Here is a 16,329-nt window from a genome sequence, read left to right on the forward strand (position 1 = left end):
GAAAGGTGATATTCCTTCCTTTTTTACTGAATAGGAGAATGATATGAATTATATTATCGGTGTTGACGGCGGTGGCACTAAAACTGAAGCAGTGGCTTATGATTTAGAGGGAAATAAAATAAGTGAAGGCAAAGCGGGGTATGGTAACCTGCTTATAAATGAAAAACAAGCCATCGCTAACATTATACAGGCAATTGAACAATGCATAACGCCTATTGATAAAGGAAGTTGCCATTACATTTGCTTAGGTTTAGCCGGGTATGGAGGAGTTGAAAATCCGCAGGGCATAAAACGTGCATTAAGCAGGGCATTTAATGCCCCGTTCACGATTGTAAATGATGGAATTATCGCTCATGCTGCTTTACTAAAAGGAAATGATGGCATTTTGACCATATCCGGAACTGGATCTGTAAGTATCGGCATCCATAAAGGTATCGAGAAATCGGCTGGTGGCTGGGGACACATTCTTGGGGATGAAGGAAGTGGCTACTGGATCGCCATGCAGGCTTTTATAAAAATGACGAAAGAAGAGGATGAGGGATATGAATATAGCCATTTAACCGAGACAATACTTAAAAAACTTGGCTATCATAGTGTAATGCAACTGAAGAAATTCATTTATTCCGCCACGAAATCCGAGATTGCCGCGTTTGTTCCCCTAATTGTCCAACATGCGGAGAAGGGCGATGGTTTCTCGCAAGATATTCTGAATCAGGCCGGGTACCACCTTTCAAAACAAACGCTTGAGGTTATCAAGAAGTTAAAGTTAAGCGAGAATGTTACAATTGCAATAAAAGGTAGCATATTGACAAATATACCATTGGTGCAAAGCTCTTTCATTAATCATATTAAACTTGAAAAACTAAATGTGAAATTTGTTTTGGATGACGTATCAGCTACCTTGGGTTGTTACTACATAGCAATGAAGCAGTTAAAGTAAGCAAAGATCAAGGAGAGTAAACCATATGCACGTTGAAAATATTTTATTGAGAATTGAAAGTTTATTGAACCAGTTGCCTAATTCAGAAAGGAAAATTGCCCAATATATCTTAGAAAATCCACAAGATATTATAAGAATGACGATACATGAATTAGCTGACCATGCCAATGCTAGCAGTTCTGCAGTAACGAGATTCTGCCATTCTATAAAAGTTAACAGTTTTTCAGAACTGAAGGTATCCCTATCATCACTGATTTCCCAACCGGAGAAAAAGGGTTTCCATGACATTGAGCCTAATGAAACAATAGCGTCCATTAAAAATAAAATAGTGTCCAACTCTGTCCAAGCTATACAGGAAACGGCGCATTATTTGGATGAGACCGTTCTTGACAATATCATTGAAACCATGAGAAGTGCAGATGTGATTTATGTCTATGGATTAGGGGCTTCATGGCTTGTTGCTGAAGATATTACACAGAAATGGTTACGGTTAGGAAAGATTGTAAGTGCCAATCAAGACCCGCATATTACGGCCACAGCACTCGCTGCATCATCAAAGAACACCGTTTTTTTCTGTATTTCCAATAGTGGCGAAACTGAAGAAATTCTGGAACTAGTTGATATCGCTAAAGCATATGGAATTAAAACAATTGGTTTATCACGTTTGGGGAACAATGGGCTAACTAAAAAAGTTGATATGTCCCTAAATCATGTACGTGCTCCTGAGGCAAAATTCCGAAGTGCTGCAACAAGTTCGCTTTTTGCACAATTTCTAACGGTCAGCATTATTTTCTATGCGTACGTTTCAAAATTCTATGATGAAAATAAAAATGAAATTGAACGTTCAAGGGAATCGGTATTGAAATTCACAAAAAGGAATTTGGATACTTAAATGTGGGTCTTCACCTTATCGTGTTTATTAGCATGGATAGGGTTCATCGAACGGAATTTTAGCTTGAGATGTTTCCGAACAGGATGCCTTGTAAAATTTACATCACGATGAAAGGAAGATGTACGCTAAATGATCCAAAAGAATTCCCCGAGTCCCATTTATCATCAACTTGAAGAGGAGATTAAAGGAGCGATTCAAAGTCTTGAATTGGTGCCAGGAGAGATGATTCCTTCAGAAAAAGAATACACTGAAAAATATGGAATAAGCAGGATGACGGTGAGACAGGCCATTTCTAACCTCGTAAATGGCGGTTATTTATACAGGCAGCGCGGAAAAGGAACATTCGTTGCCCAACAAATATTGAAGCAACCCTTGCAAGGATTAACAAACTTTTCAGAGGATATGATATCAAGAGGACTTAAACCAAGTACAAAAGTCATCAGTTTTACAGAGGTCAATGCTGATCATGAACTTGCTGCAAAGCTTGAGGTTGAAGAAGGAACTCCTATTTTCGAACTGGAACGTGTAAGGCTTGCTGATCTGTTGCCGATGGCATATGAAAGGCTATACATCTCAAAAGATCTTGCCCCAGATCTAACGGAAGAAATGGCCGTGAGTTCCATACATGACTATGTTAAAAAAAACTTCGGCTTAAAAATCCAGCATGGCAGACAGGTAATTGAAGCCTCCATCGCTCAAAAAAAAGAGGCGGAAATGCTCGAGGTAGTCGAAGGTTCACCTATATTGCTGATAGAACGAAGAATTATCCTGGATACCAATCGACCCCTTGGGGTTGTCAGAGCTGTCTACCGTGCAGATCGATATAAATTCAGAATTAATTTGGAGCGTATATCATCAGTAATATAAAACAGAATCCTACTCTCTAATAATAATTGCAAATTGACTTATCTGGATAATTTAAACCCCTTGCCCAATATGGACAAGGGGTTTTTTAGAAGAATATCATTTTTCAAGTTTGAGAGTTTTCTAGCACGAATAGGAAATGTGCTTTGGGGAATTAAGGAATTACAATTCCGGTACATTAATATTTCGCTAAGCTTTCTGTCAATCGGTTTTCTTTCCAAATGACTGTAATGCCTAGGCCAATGACGATAATGACAGCAGCAAAAAGATAAGGGTAGTGGATGTTTACGTCAAACAGCAATCCTCCCATGGATGGCCCGGCGATATTCCCTAAGCTCGTATATGTGGAGTTCATTCCAGCAACGAATCCTTGTTCTTTCCCGGCAGCTTTTGATAAAAATGTTGTCAATGCCGGACGAAGCAGGTCAAATGCAAGGAAGATGAAGCAAGTTACCACTAGAACTGCCAAAAAGCTAGAAATCATGGTAGACGCTACCGCAAAAATGGCACCGACGATTAAGCATAATTGGATAAGCTTCTTTTCGCCGAGAATATCCACCAGTTTTCCAAACATGAATACTTGCACAACAACTCCGAAAATGGAGCTTATTGTAATGATGATTGCAATATCCTTCGGCGTGAAGCCGAATTTATGATCAGAAAATAGGCTAAAAACAGTTTCATAGGCTGATAAACCAAAAGCGAGTACAAATACGATGATGAACGCAATAAAGTAAAGCGGGTTTAGTGATTTTTTTAAATCGCCTATAAAGTTCGTTTGCTTTATATTTGCAGAAACTTTTGCAAGCTGTTCCTTTGTCATCGGCTCTTTTAAAATGAATATTGATGAAAGGCATGCTAAAAAAGCAATGGCCGCCGCAAGGAAGAAGGGCAAGCGTATACCATATTCTGCAACAAAGCCACCGATCCCTGGTCCAATTATAAAGCCCAAGCTGATGGCGGCTGAAATATAGCCCATTGCTTTTGGCCTTTCCTGAACGGATGTAATATCCGCAACATATGCAGTAACACCTGGCATGATAAAGGCAGCACTGATTCCGCCTAGGATCCTTGATAAATAAAACACCGATACGTTTGTCCCTATACCGAAGATTAGTTCTGAAACACCAAAAAGGAATAAGCCGATGATGATGATTTTCTTTCTGCCGTAACGGTCAACCCAACGACCTGCGAATGGAGACATAACAAGCTGTGATACCGCAAATACGGCAACAAGATAGCCCATCGTACTTCCTGATAAATGCATGATATTCATAAATGACGGCATGACGGGGATGATGAGTCCAATTCCCAGAAAAGCAATGAATATATTGCTTAGAAGAATAATTAATACCGCCTTTTGTTCTTTAATTGGTTTATTCATGTGTCAACACCACTTTCTTTGTGAATCATTCTTTTGAAATACCTCTCCAAAACACTTTCCAAGAGGCTGCCAATTTATCCTTCAGCCGTTTCTCATCATTGCCGTATACAAGCTCAAGCAAAATGGAATCCACTACTCCCAAGAAAGCATAGGTTGGCGTTATGGCTGCATCTTCGACGATTAATTTGGCATTGATCCAATCCTGGAACTTACATTCCAGAATTGCCTGTACCTTTTCCTCGATATCCATGACTTCCTGCCCGATTTCTTTTTCAAGATGTGCTGGCGGAAAAAAGGACATGCGCAGCCAAAACTTTATATGCTCATTTTTTTGGAAAAGATCTATGACCAATTGGAGGAATCCATATAAATCTTTTTCTGGATTTTTTGAATCGACTTTACTGAAATATTGGAGTTTCGAAGATAGCTCCGTCTCTTTCGCATCACGTAAAACCTGCAGAAAAAGATCATCCTTGCCTTTAAAATGGGCGTAAATGGATTGCTTTTTCATGCCCACTTCTTCTGCTATTAGAGAAAGGGACGCTCCTTCATAACCATGAATCGTAAAAAATTTTAGAGCGGCTTCCTTAATTTCATTACTTTTCAATAATATCACCTCATAATTTAACGAACGTTCGTCAGTTATAATAGCAAATTAAATAAATATATGCAAGCGAAAAAGTCTATAAAAGGTATTATGCCCGAAATCATTCATAATTAGGGCGATATATTTGAAAAGGACAATATTGTTGTTTCCAGCAATAGATATGCACTCAATGCTATTCACTAAATTCCCGCATATAATTCATATGGATAATAAAGAGACAGGTGGGATGTAGTTGGGAACGAATGACGTCAGAAAAGTGATCCATTACTATTACACAAAAATACAAGAAACGAATGACCCCTATTATTGGTACTGTTTGGCTGAGACTCAAAGTAGGGCCGGTTTAACAAGTGAAGCGATGCAAACGATTGATAACGCCTTGTCGTTTCCAAATCCTTATCCTTCAAAGCAGGAGCTGCTAGACATGCAATTGAGCCTTCAATCTGCTCTTGCAAGGGAAATGAACTTGTACAGAACAGTCACTGTGACCTCAAAGCAAGGCGATATTGATGGGGACGGGATAAAGGACAATGTTTTTCTTACCGCAAACAAAACCCCTGATAGCCCCTTTTGGAGGAATGTAACTTTGGTTATCCAAAATGGGAGGACTAATAAATATGAACAATTTCCCATGAAAAATAACGCAGGATATAATCCGACCCTTTTTCTTGGTGATTTTACAGGTAACAAAGGGGATGACATTTTAGTGGTCATTGATACAGGAGGAAGCGGTGGTTCCATTTATGCGTATGTTTTTTCATATCTTAACGGTCAACTCATGACCATTTTTAATTCAGACGCATTCAATGAAACCTATAAATACGCTGTTAATTATGAAAACCAATACAAAGCAAAGGTGAACAGTTATTATCTAAAAGAAAGGTACATTCTTGACCTTACTTATAAGGATAAGGAATATTTATCTGAAATTTATAACAAGGATGGTGAATTGAAGGCGCCGATAGAAGGATGGGTCAATCCTTTATCAGGTTTATATCCGGTTGATTACAATAGGGATGGCATATATGAGCTCGAAGCATATCAGAGGATCGCGGGGAGGTACAATGCCGACTCACTGGGATTTGTACAGACTGTTTTGAAATGGAACGGGCTAGCGTTTGCTCCTGACAGGCAGAATGTAGCTATTTTTGGAGGGGAAATATAGCACTTTGGAATGGAATGTTCATGAACAAGGTACGGGCGAAATCTTCGCCCAAAAGAAACCGGTAAATATTCTTGGCAATTGTTCAGCGATTGTGTACATTTACGAAGATAATTGAACCGGCTAAGCGGACGTACTGGTTTCTTCACATCATCTACGATTCCGAGTGAGTAATGCGAGTAGGAATGTTTAGTAGGCAATACCTACTCGTGATTTTAAATAATCACTACTTTTTATTTGGCTAAATGCAAATTCTGCTGTATCCGGCACGGATATTTCAACCCCATTCTCCGGTAAAAAGTCACCTTCCACACGATATGTACCAACACTTTCTCCATCCGGCAAATATGTAGGACAGACAATAGTCCATTGAAGGTTTGATTGTTTAAGCATTTCGTAAACTTTATGATGTTCTTTCGCTGCACGGGTAGACCTCTGCTTAGATTCACGTGACTGATAACGCAGAGTATTCGGGGTTGTTCTACTTTGCAGGATACCTGCTGTTCCAATGGTAATAATTCGTTGGATACCTTCGTTTTCCATTGCTTCAATAATTAGTGGCATACTTTCTGATAAAGTGGTTGTCCCATCAGTATTCAGTGCACTAAAAACTACATCAATCCCATGCATGGCACGTACGATATCATCTTTATTTAAAACATTACCTTGAATAATGGTTAAATTGGCATTGTTCATTCCAAACTTTCCTGGAGTGCGAACCAAAACTGAAACATGATGTCTGTCTTGGAGACTATAAGTAACTAATTGCCCCCCAACTCGTCCAGTTGCACCCAAAATTAAAATATTCAAGAAACGAACCTCCTTTTGCGAATACAATCATTCCACTAACATTATATCGTCATTTTCAACAAATGGGAGCTTTAGTGCATTAAGACATCATAATTCAACGCTTGCTTGCGGTACCCCAAGAAGAAAAACGTTCGTGATAAGAAACAAAATGGGCCTCTCAAAGCTTCATGAGTGGCCCATTTGAATTAGAAAGAAAATATATAAACGCTCCTAAAAACAAGACAATCTCGACCACAATTCCTCGTCTAATAACCTTGTCCTTCTTTCGATTTTAGAAAAGAGTCAACTGATTCATCTAATAATTTTTCCCGATTAGGATCTTCATTGACATCTGTATCCACTTCCATTACTTCTTTAGTTAATTGACTAACCTGACTTTTATGTTGCGCTGGATTATGGTTATTATTTTTTTGGTTTGTCATATAAGCTCCTTCTTTAACAGATATTTTCTCTTTAGTATGAACAATTGACCCAATATGAAATCCAATAATTTCAGCTTGTGTTGTCTTGATGGAGGGGGAATTAGTATACAGGATTTACTTTGGGTATTATTGACTGAATATTATAAATATTGTAATATTCAATTTGTGGGAGTGGTATCTGAAACTATATTTTATATACAAAACAAGTGGTGTATTCTTCCATGTATTTAGGGAAATAATCTGACAGGGGGTTTTTGTTATGACGAAAAGAATAAGGAATACTTCTTTTGGTTTTTTGTTAGGAGTTTCAATAATTCTATCATTATCATTATTTCTTCCTTCTTTTGGCCAAACAGCTGAACAGCAAACGGACTTTAAAGTAACTCTTTTAGGAACAGGTTCTCCTCTTTTAAGTACAACCCGCTCCGGTCCATCAACACTTGTAGAAGTTGGTGATGAAAAACTCCTCTTTGATGCTGGACGCGGAACTGCTTTACAATTATCTAAAGCGAATATGCTACCAGGCAGTGTTGACAAGTTATTTCTTACTCATTTGCATTCGGATCATACAATCGGCCTACCAGACGTATGGCTTACAGGTTCTTTACCAACAGGAGGGAAAAGAGAGCAAGCATTTAAGATTTGGGGACCTAAGGGAACCAAGAAAATGATGTTACATATGAATAAAGCATTCAAAGCCGATTTGGATGCAAGAGATGATTCTGGAAATGGAAACATTGAAGGAGCAAGTATCGTCGCAAATGATATCAAGGAGGGGATTGTCTATAAAAAAAAGGGAATTGAAGTATTAGCCTTCAAGGTTGACCATAAATCAATTGAGCCTGCTTTCGGTTATCGGGTTAATTACAAAGGACATTCAGTAGTCATCTCGGGTGACACCCGCTATAATGAAAATTTAATTAAATTTGCTAAAGGTGCAGACGTAGTCATTCATGAAGTTGCAGCTGCAAGACCTGATAATGAATCAGAATCAATAGCCAATATCCTTGATCTTCACACTACACCTGAGGAAGCAGGTAAAGTCTTTAGCCAAATACAACCAAAACTTGCAGTGTACTCACATATTGTATTATTGGGAGGATTAACTGAAGAAAAAGCTGATTTGCTCGAAAGAACAAAAAAAGCATATGAAGGAACAGTTATAGTAGGTGAGGATTTGCTGTCCATTGAAATAGGGGACAAGGTACAAGTAGAACAGCCAGTAAACGAGGCGAATTCGGGGAACTAAAACAGACAGAGCTTCACCTATTTAATAAAAGAGAGGACTCTTCCTAATACAAAAGTATAGATAAATTGAAGAAGCCGACCAATGTTAGGTCGGCTTTTTTTATTTTTAGCAGAAAACTGCATATCCTTGAACGATTGGAGCCAGTTCTAATCCAATTGACTGAAGGTTAAAGTAGAGTGAGAATCCTTTGCTTGTTAACAAAGTAAGCCCACTCAGAAAAGCCGATCTCCTTTAGTCTTTTCTTAACTAGTTCAAAATCATCGCCAATACGTTCAGGTGTATGCGAATCTGATCCAAATGTTACCTTCACATTATAGAAAAGAGCTCTTTCTAAAATGTCATCAGCTGGATACCACCCACCACAATCTTTTGTTTTACCAGAGGTATTAATCTCAATGGCGATATCTTCTTGACCAATGATTTTTAACGTTTTTTCAATACTGTCTGTCTCAATGGAAGAAAAGGCTGGATAAAACCCTTTCATTGCATCAATATGACCTAAGATTTGGAACACTCCGCTTTTTGCAGATTTCTGTATTAATTCATAATATTTGTCCTTTAATCTTGACTGTTCTTTAGAAGTTAAACCATTCCAACGCCCTCTTTTAAAAATGCTAATGTCTTGAACATAATGAACAGATCCGATTATGTAGTCAAAAGGGTGTAATAGATATTGATCACGGTAGACTTCAATGTGATTAGGGAAGAAATCGCTTTCCATTCCTAATAACACGTGAATTTTACCTTCATATTTTTCTTTTAAGCGAAGTACTTCCTCAATATAAGGGACAAGTTCACTTTTTGCCATTGCAATAGTCGGGTAGAGATGGTCGTCCTCACTATAGAAATATGGAGAATGATCAGAAATCCCAATATATTGCAAGCCGTATTCAATGGCTTGTTTTACATAGTCCTCAATTGTGCCGATAGCATGTCCACATCGTTCATGGTGAGTGTGCAGATCAAATTTAATTGAATTCGTCATTTCCTTAAGCCTCCTAAATAACCGGATTGTCTTGTTATATCATATCCAAAATTCATACTCTTTCTTACAAATTTAAAGAAGATTTATACCTTCCTTAATCTGCCGTTTTATGGAGCAATGGGAAGTATGAAAAAAGTTTGGTAATACCCTTCTAAAACAAATTTCTATTTATCGGATTTAATTTTATACATATCAATTAAAGGTATTCGAGTGATTGTATAAATGTTGAATCTCCAAGACAAACTAGAATGTTCAAATATGTAAAAAGAAAGGAAAGATACAGAATGACAAAGGTATTGTACATCACAGCTCATCCTCATGATGATAAACAATCTTACAGTATGGCCGTTGGAAAAGCATTTATTGACACTTATAAAGAAGTAAATCCTAGCCATGAAATTGTGAATATTGACCTTTATAAAGAAAATATTCCTCAAATTGATGTAGATGTTTTCAGTGGTTGGGGGAAACTTCAATCTGGAAAGGGCTTTGAAGAACTTTCGGCAGAAGAGAAAGCAAAAGTTGGTCGGCTCTCGGAGCTATGTGAGCAATTTATAGCCGCCGATAAATATATATTTGTAACACCTTTATGGAATTTTTCTTTCCCGCCAGTATTGAAAGCATATATAGATTCCGTAGCTGTTGCAGGTAAATCATTTAAATACACCGAACAAGGCCCTGTTGGTCTTTTAACTGATAAGAAAGCCTTGCATATTCAAGCTCGTGGGGGTGTTTATTCAGAAGGACCAGCAGCTGAACTGGAAATGGGCCACCGATATCTAAATATCATCATGCAATTCTTCGGAGTGCCTTCCTTTGAAGGGATATTCGTTGAAGGACATGCAGCAATGCCTGATAAAGCACAAGAAATTAAAGAAAATGCCATAGCACGATCAAAAGATTTAGCTTCTACTTTTTAAATCAAAGAGCCAACAACTTGTTGGCTCTTTTTTGCCACACTGAAATGGTAATATGTGTAATAACCCTTACTGATATTCCTGGATATAAGAAGAAGCTAAGAAAGACCCATGAAGGGTCTATTGATTAGCTAAAGTGACTAGTCTAGAAATAATCAGATCGTTATCTTTTAATGAGTTAGAAGTTAGAGCCAAGTTGCCGGAGAATGTCATGCATATCAACATGTGATCTTTTCTCAATGATTTTGCCATCTGTCATTCGTAAAAGCATCATAAGTGAAAAGTTAACGATTTTTCCCGTTGCAGGGATTCCGTTAAATGGGATACCAGTATGCGTACCTTCAAATATGAAATAAACGGCTACTTGATCTCCTTCAGCCACCATAGATTTAATCGGCATTTTGAAGTCTGGAAAAGCATCAAAGTTTTTCTTTTCTGATTCGATAAGCCCTTCCACGCCAAAAAACGGCGTATCAACTTGTGGATAAAATACAAAGTCTTGATGGCAGAGATCTTTAAGTGTCTCATAGTTCTCGTGTTCAATTGCTTCATAAAAACGACGAACTAAATCTTTATTTGTTTGAACTGACATGATGATCTCTCCTCCCGTTAAATATGAAAACGACCATGTGTTAAAATGTGTATGATTCTCCATCATCCGGTACAAAAACAGTGGATGAAATTCCCTTTTCATCAAGAAAGCTTTTTAATTCTGCTTTTGATAATGTCCAGTGATTGACAGCTTCCATGTGACTCACTATAATTTGGGAGTTAGGGGCAGCCTTGTTCACTTCAAAGATATCCTCTTTCCCCATGATGAGAGAACCGCCTTCAAAGAATTGATTATTTCCACCATTTACAGCAATGATTTCTGGTTTATTTGTATCGATCACTTCTTGGACTGCGTCATACCATACTGTATCTCCAGCTACATATAACGTTTTTTCTTTTGAGTGTTTGAAGACAACGCCACATACTATACCAGCAAGTTTTAATATTTCTCCTCTTCCGTGCTCGCCTTTTGTTTTGATTAATTGGATACCCTCAAAGACTGTATCTTCTTGTAAAACCTCTACATTTTGGAAACCAGTGTTTCTAACTTCTGTAGCATCTTCCTCGTTTTGAACAAACATTTTGATATCTTTCGGCAAGACATCTTTGGCCACATCATCAAAGTGGTCTAGATGAAGGTGAGTGACAATGACAGCATCTATATCATGAATGATATTTTCAATGGATGTTGGTAAATCAACTAATGGATTAAATTGATCTTGTCTTAATGAATTTGGGAAGGGTGGGTACGCACCTTTCTCAGCTAACATCGGATCTATTAAAAACTTTTTGCCTGCGTATTCGACAACGAGTGTGGCATTTCTAATTTGTTTAATATTCATCTTTATCTCTCCTTTTCTTTGATCTGCATATAGTTTATACTATGGCCAATTACCAATTACATAGATAAAATCAAGTCTTTTGGCCATTTGACTTGATAATTGAAAGGATTTGAATAAATGTTAGATAATACGGATGCGGGTATCTTGCATGAACTATCCAAAAACAGTCGAATCACGATGAAAGAATTGGGGGAGAAAGTCCATTTGACTGGTCAAGCAGCTGCAGCTAGAGTTGCCAAATTAGAGGATAATGGAGTGATTGAGGGGTATACCATTCAAGTTAATACAGTAAAATTAGGATGTTTTATACATGCTTTTATTACAATCTTTATACAAAGCACTTATCATCAACCATATTTGACATTTATAAAAACACAGGAACAATACATCATACATAACTATAAAATCAGTGGAGAAGGTTGTTATCTTCTCGAATGTAAATTCCCTTCTAACGAAGTTTTAGATGAGTTTTTGGAAGACTTAAACAAGCATGCGAACTATAAATTATCGATTGTTATTAAAAAATAGCGTATAAATTAAAACTTAAACAATGATTTTGAACACTGACCGAATAATAGGTCGGTGTTTTGTGTGTTTTATGAAAACAAAGTTTAAAAGCTTTATAAAGGAGAAAGAAGGGAAAGCACCATATCTGGATTTGTTCCTCCAAAGGACGCTATCCATTTTGAAAAAATCCAGTGCCACTTCATTTTACTAACATGAAAATTAATCAATTTGGATTCATTATGATAGGTTTAACGGTTGTATATAAAGTCAGAAAAATATAAAATATACTTAAATCGGATGGCTTTTTTTTCTGGTAATTTGGCTCTCTATTAACAATTGTCATATGTAGGGAATTTCCAATTACTTTACTATCATTTACATATTTATTTCAAAAAAGAAAAGAGTGAGCTTTATGATGAAAGACATTAAAAATATCTATTGTGTAGGTCGAAACTATGCCTTGCATGCAAAAGAGTTGAATAATGAAATACCAACTTCCCCTTTTTTATTTTCAAAACCAACTCATTCTCTTGTGGAAGCAAATGGTCAGTCGGTCACGTTGCCGAGTAATCAGGGTTCCGTTCATTTTGAAACTGAACTTGTCATACATATCGCAAAACAGTTCGAATTAGGAATGAAAGTAGACGAAATAGTAGATAGCATGGCCATTGGGTTGGATTTAACGCTTAGAGATGTTCAATCACAGTTAAAACAAAAACAGCACCCTTGGCTTTTGGCTAAAGGATTCAAAAATTCAGCTGTTGTTAGTGATTTCATTCCGTTTCCAGGTGTCGAAGCATGTGAACAAATGGATTTTTCCCTGTTAAAAAATGGAGAGCGTGTACAAGTCGGAAATATTAAAGACTTACTTTTTGATTTGCAAACGATTATAGAATTTACAGAAGAGCATTTTGGTCTTGGGAAAGGAGATATTATTTTTACAGGTACTCCAAGTGGTGTAGGCCCTCTTACAGACCAAGACAAGCTTTCACTAAACTGGGGTGGAAATGAAATTGGATCTTGTTCAGTTACACTGAATTCATGAAAAAAGAGCAGTCATTTTGACTGTTTTTTTTATGGAATAATTCAAACTTAGACAAAAAGAAGAAACTCGTCTAAAATGAAGAGAACAATTTAACAACATAAAGACTGCCAATATGGCCCGTACTTTTTCAAAAAGTTAGATCATTAAATTTCGGCTTTGGAAAATTAACTTTTAATGAATTAGAACTATTTAATTGAATGAAGATAATCAATTTTAATTATAAAGGATAGAACAGGGTGGAATGTGCATGAAAAACAACCAAGAAAAGAAGTATTTAGATAATTGGCTATCTCTTACTAATATTCAAATGAGCATTACGAATGAGCTGGAAAGTGCCTTGCAAAAAAATCATAACCTTTCGTTAAAAGAGTTTTACGTTCTTTACTTTTTATCCAAAACAAGTGAAAAACAATTGAGGCTGCAACAATTACAAGAGATGGTAGGATTAAGTCAGAGTGCTATATCTAGGCTGGTAGTCAGACTGGAAGCAAAAAGCTGCGGCGTATTACAAAGGCAAATATGCGAAGATGATCGACGAGGTATTTACACACGTTTAACTAGATTAGGTGAAGAAAAACTACAAATTTCCTTAAATACTGTTCATGAAATTCTTCACTCTGCTTTTTCAAAAGGAAACCTTCAAGATGAGTTACAATCCTTAATCAAGAAATTATAATATGGTTTCTTACTTCCTTTAAGTACTAAGTGAAGTCGGTTATTTCTACATATCTTAGATAGGAATATTCCTTTGCCCAGTAAGATTTAAATGAACTGAAATTATTTAAATCTTAATGTTGCCTTTCGTTTTTATTTTGAACGGAAATGTTGACAAAAAGAGAAGTGTCAATGCAAAAATAAATGTAAGCGCATGCATTTAAGGGAGTGGGTTTGTTTTACCTACTCCTTTATCATATGAAATCACCTACTGCAGTAAATTCTTTTGAAACTATTTTCATTTTTCGACGTATTACTATCAAGAGTAATTTAGAAATTTCATGAAATGCGAATAGATTTCTTGTCATTTCTTATTACGCGACTTTTTATTTACATATTCTTAAGACGGTTTGAGATAATTTCGAAGGGAAGAGGAAGCATGTTCAAAAAGATTTTAGCAAGTTTAGGAAAAGGAGCCGCTACTGTAGATTTACAATGTGGTAATCGTAATTATCAAGCGGGAGAAAGCATTCAAGGGGAAGTTGTCATTCAAGGTGGTGAGGTGGAACAGAAAATTAATCAATTGACTGTCCGGCTTATGATGAATGTGGTATTAAAACAAGGAAGCGTTTCTAAGGAAATTGCCCATATACCATTAGTTAATCGAGATTGTATTCACCCCAAAGAACGTAAGGTCATTCCTTTTCATTACGTCCTGCCTACGAATATACCTATTTCTAGGGGAACTGTCTCATACTATCTGGATACACATCTTGATATTGAGGGTGGGGTTGACCGCAAAGATGTAGATCGGCTAGTCATCCAACCCCAGAATTCTATCCAAGCCATTTTTAATGCAATGGCTGAATTAGGTTTTCGCGAGACAGCCGACTCGGGTAAACTCGACCAATATGGACAGGAATTTGCTTTTTTTCCCACTCAACAATTCATGGGACAAGTAAATGAAGTTGAAATGCGATTTGCCAATGAAGAATCAGGTATCCGGGTCTGGATGGAAGTTGACTGTAAAAACGGATACAAGGAAATTGAAGCAAAACGTGAGTTTCATTTAAATCAAAATGTTCTTGAGCGTGAAGCCGGACTTGAAAAACTACTAGGAAAATATATATCGGAAGCTATTGATCAGCCTTATGCTTTTACACAGCCTTTCTCTTATTCCGCAAACCAGCATCATGGTCGCGCTTCCCAAATGGGAAACGCTATACCTGGAATGGTTGGTGGATTAGCAGTGGGTGTTTTAGGGACGATGCTATTTACTGAGATGATGGAAGGTTTTGATATTGAGGAAGTGTTTGAAGAAGCACTAGAGGATTTTGATGGGGGATTTGATTCATTTTTTGATGATGGGGAATCCTAATTAAGCCATTAGATAGTTCCTGTGTAAACGTAGAAAAGAAAAAGTACCCACTAATCATTACTTGGGTAAGGATTGGAGAACAAGCGTTACTTACTTTGATCAGTAAGTAACGCTTGTTTTATTGTTGTTTGGTTTATAAGAAAAAACCAGGAAGAGGACATCCAACAGTGCAACTTGCTTTCTTTTGCATATGCTCCGATTTTCCCCTAATCCGTAGCTTTTTTACCTATTAATACTCCTATAGTAAAAGCTTCTTCATTTGATGATTTTTTACCGGTATTTCAATGTAAAAAGTGTGTAGTGACACGAGTATTCTTGGAAACTAAAAAAAATATATAAATATTCAGAATTTTAAAATAAATATATTGTGCATTGTATACAATATGTCATATAATGAGTTTAATATACAAAAGGAGGGGAAATGGATGCAATGAAGTTAAATAAAATTAAATCTGTTTCAATTGCTTCAGAAGTTTTTGATCAACTTAGATTAAAGATAATCAATGGTGAGTTGAAAAATGGAGAGCGATTGGTTGAAATGAATCTAGCCAAAGAAATGGGAGTAAGTAGAACTCCTGTTAGAGAAGCAGTACAAAGATTAGAACAAGAAGGTTTAGTAGAAATTCTCCCCAGAAAACACTGTGTTGTGAAAGGCATAACCTTTGAAGCCATCAATGAAATTATCCTCATTCGTTCGTTATTAGAGCCTACTGCTGCTAGAGTTGCCGCGTCCAAAATCACCGATGAACAGCTATTGAAATTAAAAAGTTATCTAGAACAGTCAGAAATGTATTATCAACAAGGTAGAATTGAAGACCTTATGAAGGTTCATGATTTATTTCATGCGGAAATCATTAAAACTTCTGGGTTAAACAGACTAATTAATATGCTAGAGAACCTACATGATTATATTGTTCATTTTAGATATTCCTTTTTAAGTAGACCCCACCTTGTTGAAAGATCCATCAAAGAGCATTCTGAAATCTATGAAGCTTTATGTAGCCGTGACGAAGACAGAGTAGAAAAAGTATTTATCAAACATCTGAGCGGAATTACAGATTATGAAAAAGTGGTATTGGATGATATGCCTTCCGAACAAATTGGTTTGGAAAAATGATG

At 36.8% G+C, this 16,329-nt stretch carries 18 protein-coding genes; 11 read left to right on the forward strand and 7 right to left on the reverse strand.

The window, feature by feature from the left end; genetic code table 11:
* The first annotated feature begins 43 nt into the window (after positions 1-43).
* The 3 genes from BW986_RS05830 to BW986_RS05840 all read left to right on the forward strand — a co-directional run bounded on the left by BW986_RS05830 (position 44) and on the right by BW986_RS05840 (position 2,699).
* Positions 44-940, forward strand: coding sequence for an N-acetylglucosamine kinase (locus BW986_RS05830; protein ID WP_076365918.1), 897 nt, complete (start codon positions 44-46; stop codon positions 938-940).
* Between the two features lie 25 nt (positions 941-965).
* Complete coding sequence (locus BW986_RS05835; protein WP_076365920.1) at positions 966-1,832, forward strand: MurR/RpiR family transcriptional regulator; 867 nt, start codon at positions 966-968, stop codon at positions 1,830-1,832.
* 129 nt (positions 1,833-1,961) lie between these two features.
* Positions 1,962-2,699, forward strand: a complete 738-nt coding sequence (locus tag BW986_RS05840) for a GntR family transcriptional regulator (RefSeq protein WP_076365922.1) — start codon at positions 1,962-1,964, stop codon at positions 2,697-2,699.
* Between the two features lie 175 nt (positions 2,700-2,874).
* Here BW986_RS05840 and BW986_RS05845 read toward each other — a convergent pair whose 3' ends face one another.
* Together BW986_RS05845 and BW986_RS05850 are read right to left on the reverse strand one after the other, a co-directional pair.
* Positions 2,875-4,080, reverse strand: coding sequence for an MFS transporter (locus BW986_RS05845; RefSeq protein WP_076365924.1), 1,206 nt, complete (start codon positions 4,078-4,080; stop codon positions 2,875-2,877).
* A gap of 25 nt (positions 4,081-4,105) precedes the next feature.
* A complete protein-coding gene (locus tag BW986_RS05850) occupies positions 4,106-4,687 on the reverse strand; it encodes a TetR/AcrR family transcriptional regulator (RefSeq protein WP_076365926.1) in 582 nt (193 codons plus the stop codon).
* A gap of 424 nt (positions 4,688-5,111) precedes the next feature.
* Here BW986_RS05850 and BW986_RS05855 point away from each other — a divergent pair, with 424 nt between their 5' ends.
* Positions 5,112-5,852 carry a VCBS repeat-containing protein gene (locus BW986_RS05855; protein ID WP_260320759.1) on the forward strand — a complete coding sequence of 247 codons (741 nt, stop codon included), beginning with the start codon at positions 5,112-5,114 and terminating at the stop codon, positions 5,850-5,852.
* Between the two features lie 186 nt (positions 5,853-6,038).
* Here BW986_RS05855 and BW986_RS05860 read toward each other — a convergent pair whose 3' ends face one another.
* Positions 6,039-6,659, reverse strand: a complete 621-nt coding sequence (locus tag BW986_RS05860; RefSeq protein ID WP_076365928.1) for an NAD(P)-dependent oxidoreductase — start codon at positions 6,657-6,659, stop codon at positions 6,039-6,041.
* A 245-nt stretch (positions 6,660-6,904) separates the two neighbouring features.
* Positions 6,905-7,081, reverse strand: coding sequence for a hypothetical protein (locus BW986_RS30050; RefSeq protein ID WP_179086006.1), 177 nt, complete (start codon positions 7,079-7,081; stop codon positions 6,905-6,907).
* 259 nt (positions 7,082-7,340) lie between these two features.
* Between BW986_RS30050 and BW986_RS05865 the strand changes: the two genes are divergently transcribed.
* On the forward strand, positions 7,341-8,330 hold the full coding sequence (locus tag BW986_RS05865) for an MBL fold metallo-hydrolase (protein WP_076365930.1): 990 nt from the start codon (positions 7,341-7,343) through the stop codon (positions 8,328-8,330).
* Between the two features lie 166 nt (positions 8,331-8,496).
* Here the strand turns inward: BW986_RS05865 and BW986_RS05870 are convergent, their stop codons facing one another.
* The gene (locus tag BW986_RS05870; protein ID WP_179086007.1) at positions 8,497-9,315 is read right to left on the reverse strand and encodes a histidinol-phosphatase; all 819 of its coding nucleotides are present in this window, start codon (positions 9,313-9,315) and stop codon (positions 8,497-8,499) included.
* 284 nt (positions 9,316-9,599) lie between these two features.
* Between BW986_RS05870 and BW986_RS05875 the strand changes: the two genes are divergently transcribed.
* The gene (locus BW986_RS05875; RefSeq protein WP_076365932.1) at positions 9,600-10,235 is read left to right on the forward strand and encodes an FMN-dependent NADH-azoreductase; all 636 of its coding nucleotides are present in this window, start codon (positions 9,600-9,602) and stop codon (positions 10,233-10,235) included.
* A gap of 175 nt (positions 10,236-10,410) precedes the next feature.
* Here BW986_RS05875 and BW986_RS05880 read toward each other — a convergent pair whose 3' ends face one another.
* The gene (locus tag BW986_RS05880) at positions 10,411-10,824 is read right to left on the reverse strand and encodes an ester cyclase (protein ID WP_076365934.1); all 414 of its coding nucleotides are present in this window, start codon (positions 10,822-10,824) and stop codon (positions 10,411-10,413) included.
* Between the two features lie 40 nt (positions 10,825-10,864).
* Positions 10,865-11,626: an MBL fold metallo-hydrolase gene (locus tag BW986_RS05885; RefSeq protein WP_076365936.1), complete on the reverse strand. Its 762-nt coding sequence runs from the start codon at positions 11,624-11,626 to the stop codon at positions 10,865-10,867.
* A gap of 117 nt (positions 11,627-11,743) precedes the next feature.
* On the opposite strand from BW986_RS05885, the gene BW986_RS05890 reads away from it, so the two are divergent.
* The 5 genes from BW986_RS05890 to BW986_RS05910 all read left to right on the forward strand — a co-directional run bounded on the left by BW986_RS05890 (position 11,744) and on the right by BW986_RS05910 (position 16,327).
* Positions 11,744-12,154 (forward strand): Lrp/AsnC family transcriptional regulator, encoded by a 411-nt coding sequence (locus tag BW986_RS05890; protein WP_076365938.1) that lies wholly within the window; start codon positions 11,744-11,746, stop codon positions 12,152-12,154.
* A gap of 394 nt (positions 12,155-12,548) precedes the next feature.
* Entirely contained in the window at positions 12,549-13,178 is a 630-nt protein-coding gene (locus BW986_RS05895) for a fumarylacetoacetate hydrolase family protein (RefSeq protein ID WP_076366351.1), read from the forward strand.
* 247 nt (positions 13,179-13,425) lie between these two features.
* Entirely contained in the window at positions 13,426-13,854 is a 429-nt protein-coding gene (locus BW986_RS05900; RefSeq protein ID WP_076365940.1) for a MarR family winged helix-turn-helix transcriptional regulator, read from the forward strand.
* Positions 13,855-14,271: 417 nt separating this feature from the next.
* A complete protein-coding gene (locus BW986_RS05905; protein WP_076365942.1) occupies positions 14,272-15,210 on the forward strand; it encodes a sporulation protein in 939 nt (312 codons plus the stop codon).
* 421 nt (positions 15,211-15,631) lie between these two features.
* On the forward strand, positions 15,632-16,327 hold the full coding sequence (locus BW986_RS05910; protein WP_076365944.1) for a GntR family transcriptional regulator: 696 nt from the start codon (positions 15,632-15,634) through the stop codon (positions 16,325-16,327).
* Positions 16,328-16,329: the final 2 nt, after the last annotated feature.

Source organism: Peribacillus simplex (genome assembly GCF_900156045.1).
Lineage (GTDB): Bacteria > Bacillota > Bacilli > Bacillales > DSM-1321 > Peribacillus > Peribacillus simplex_D.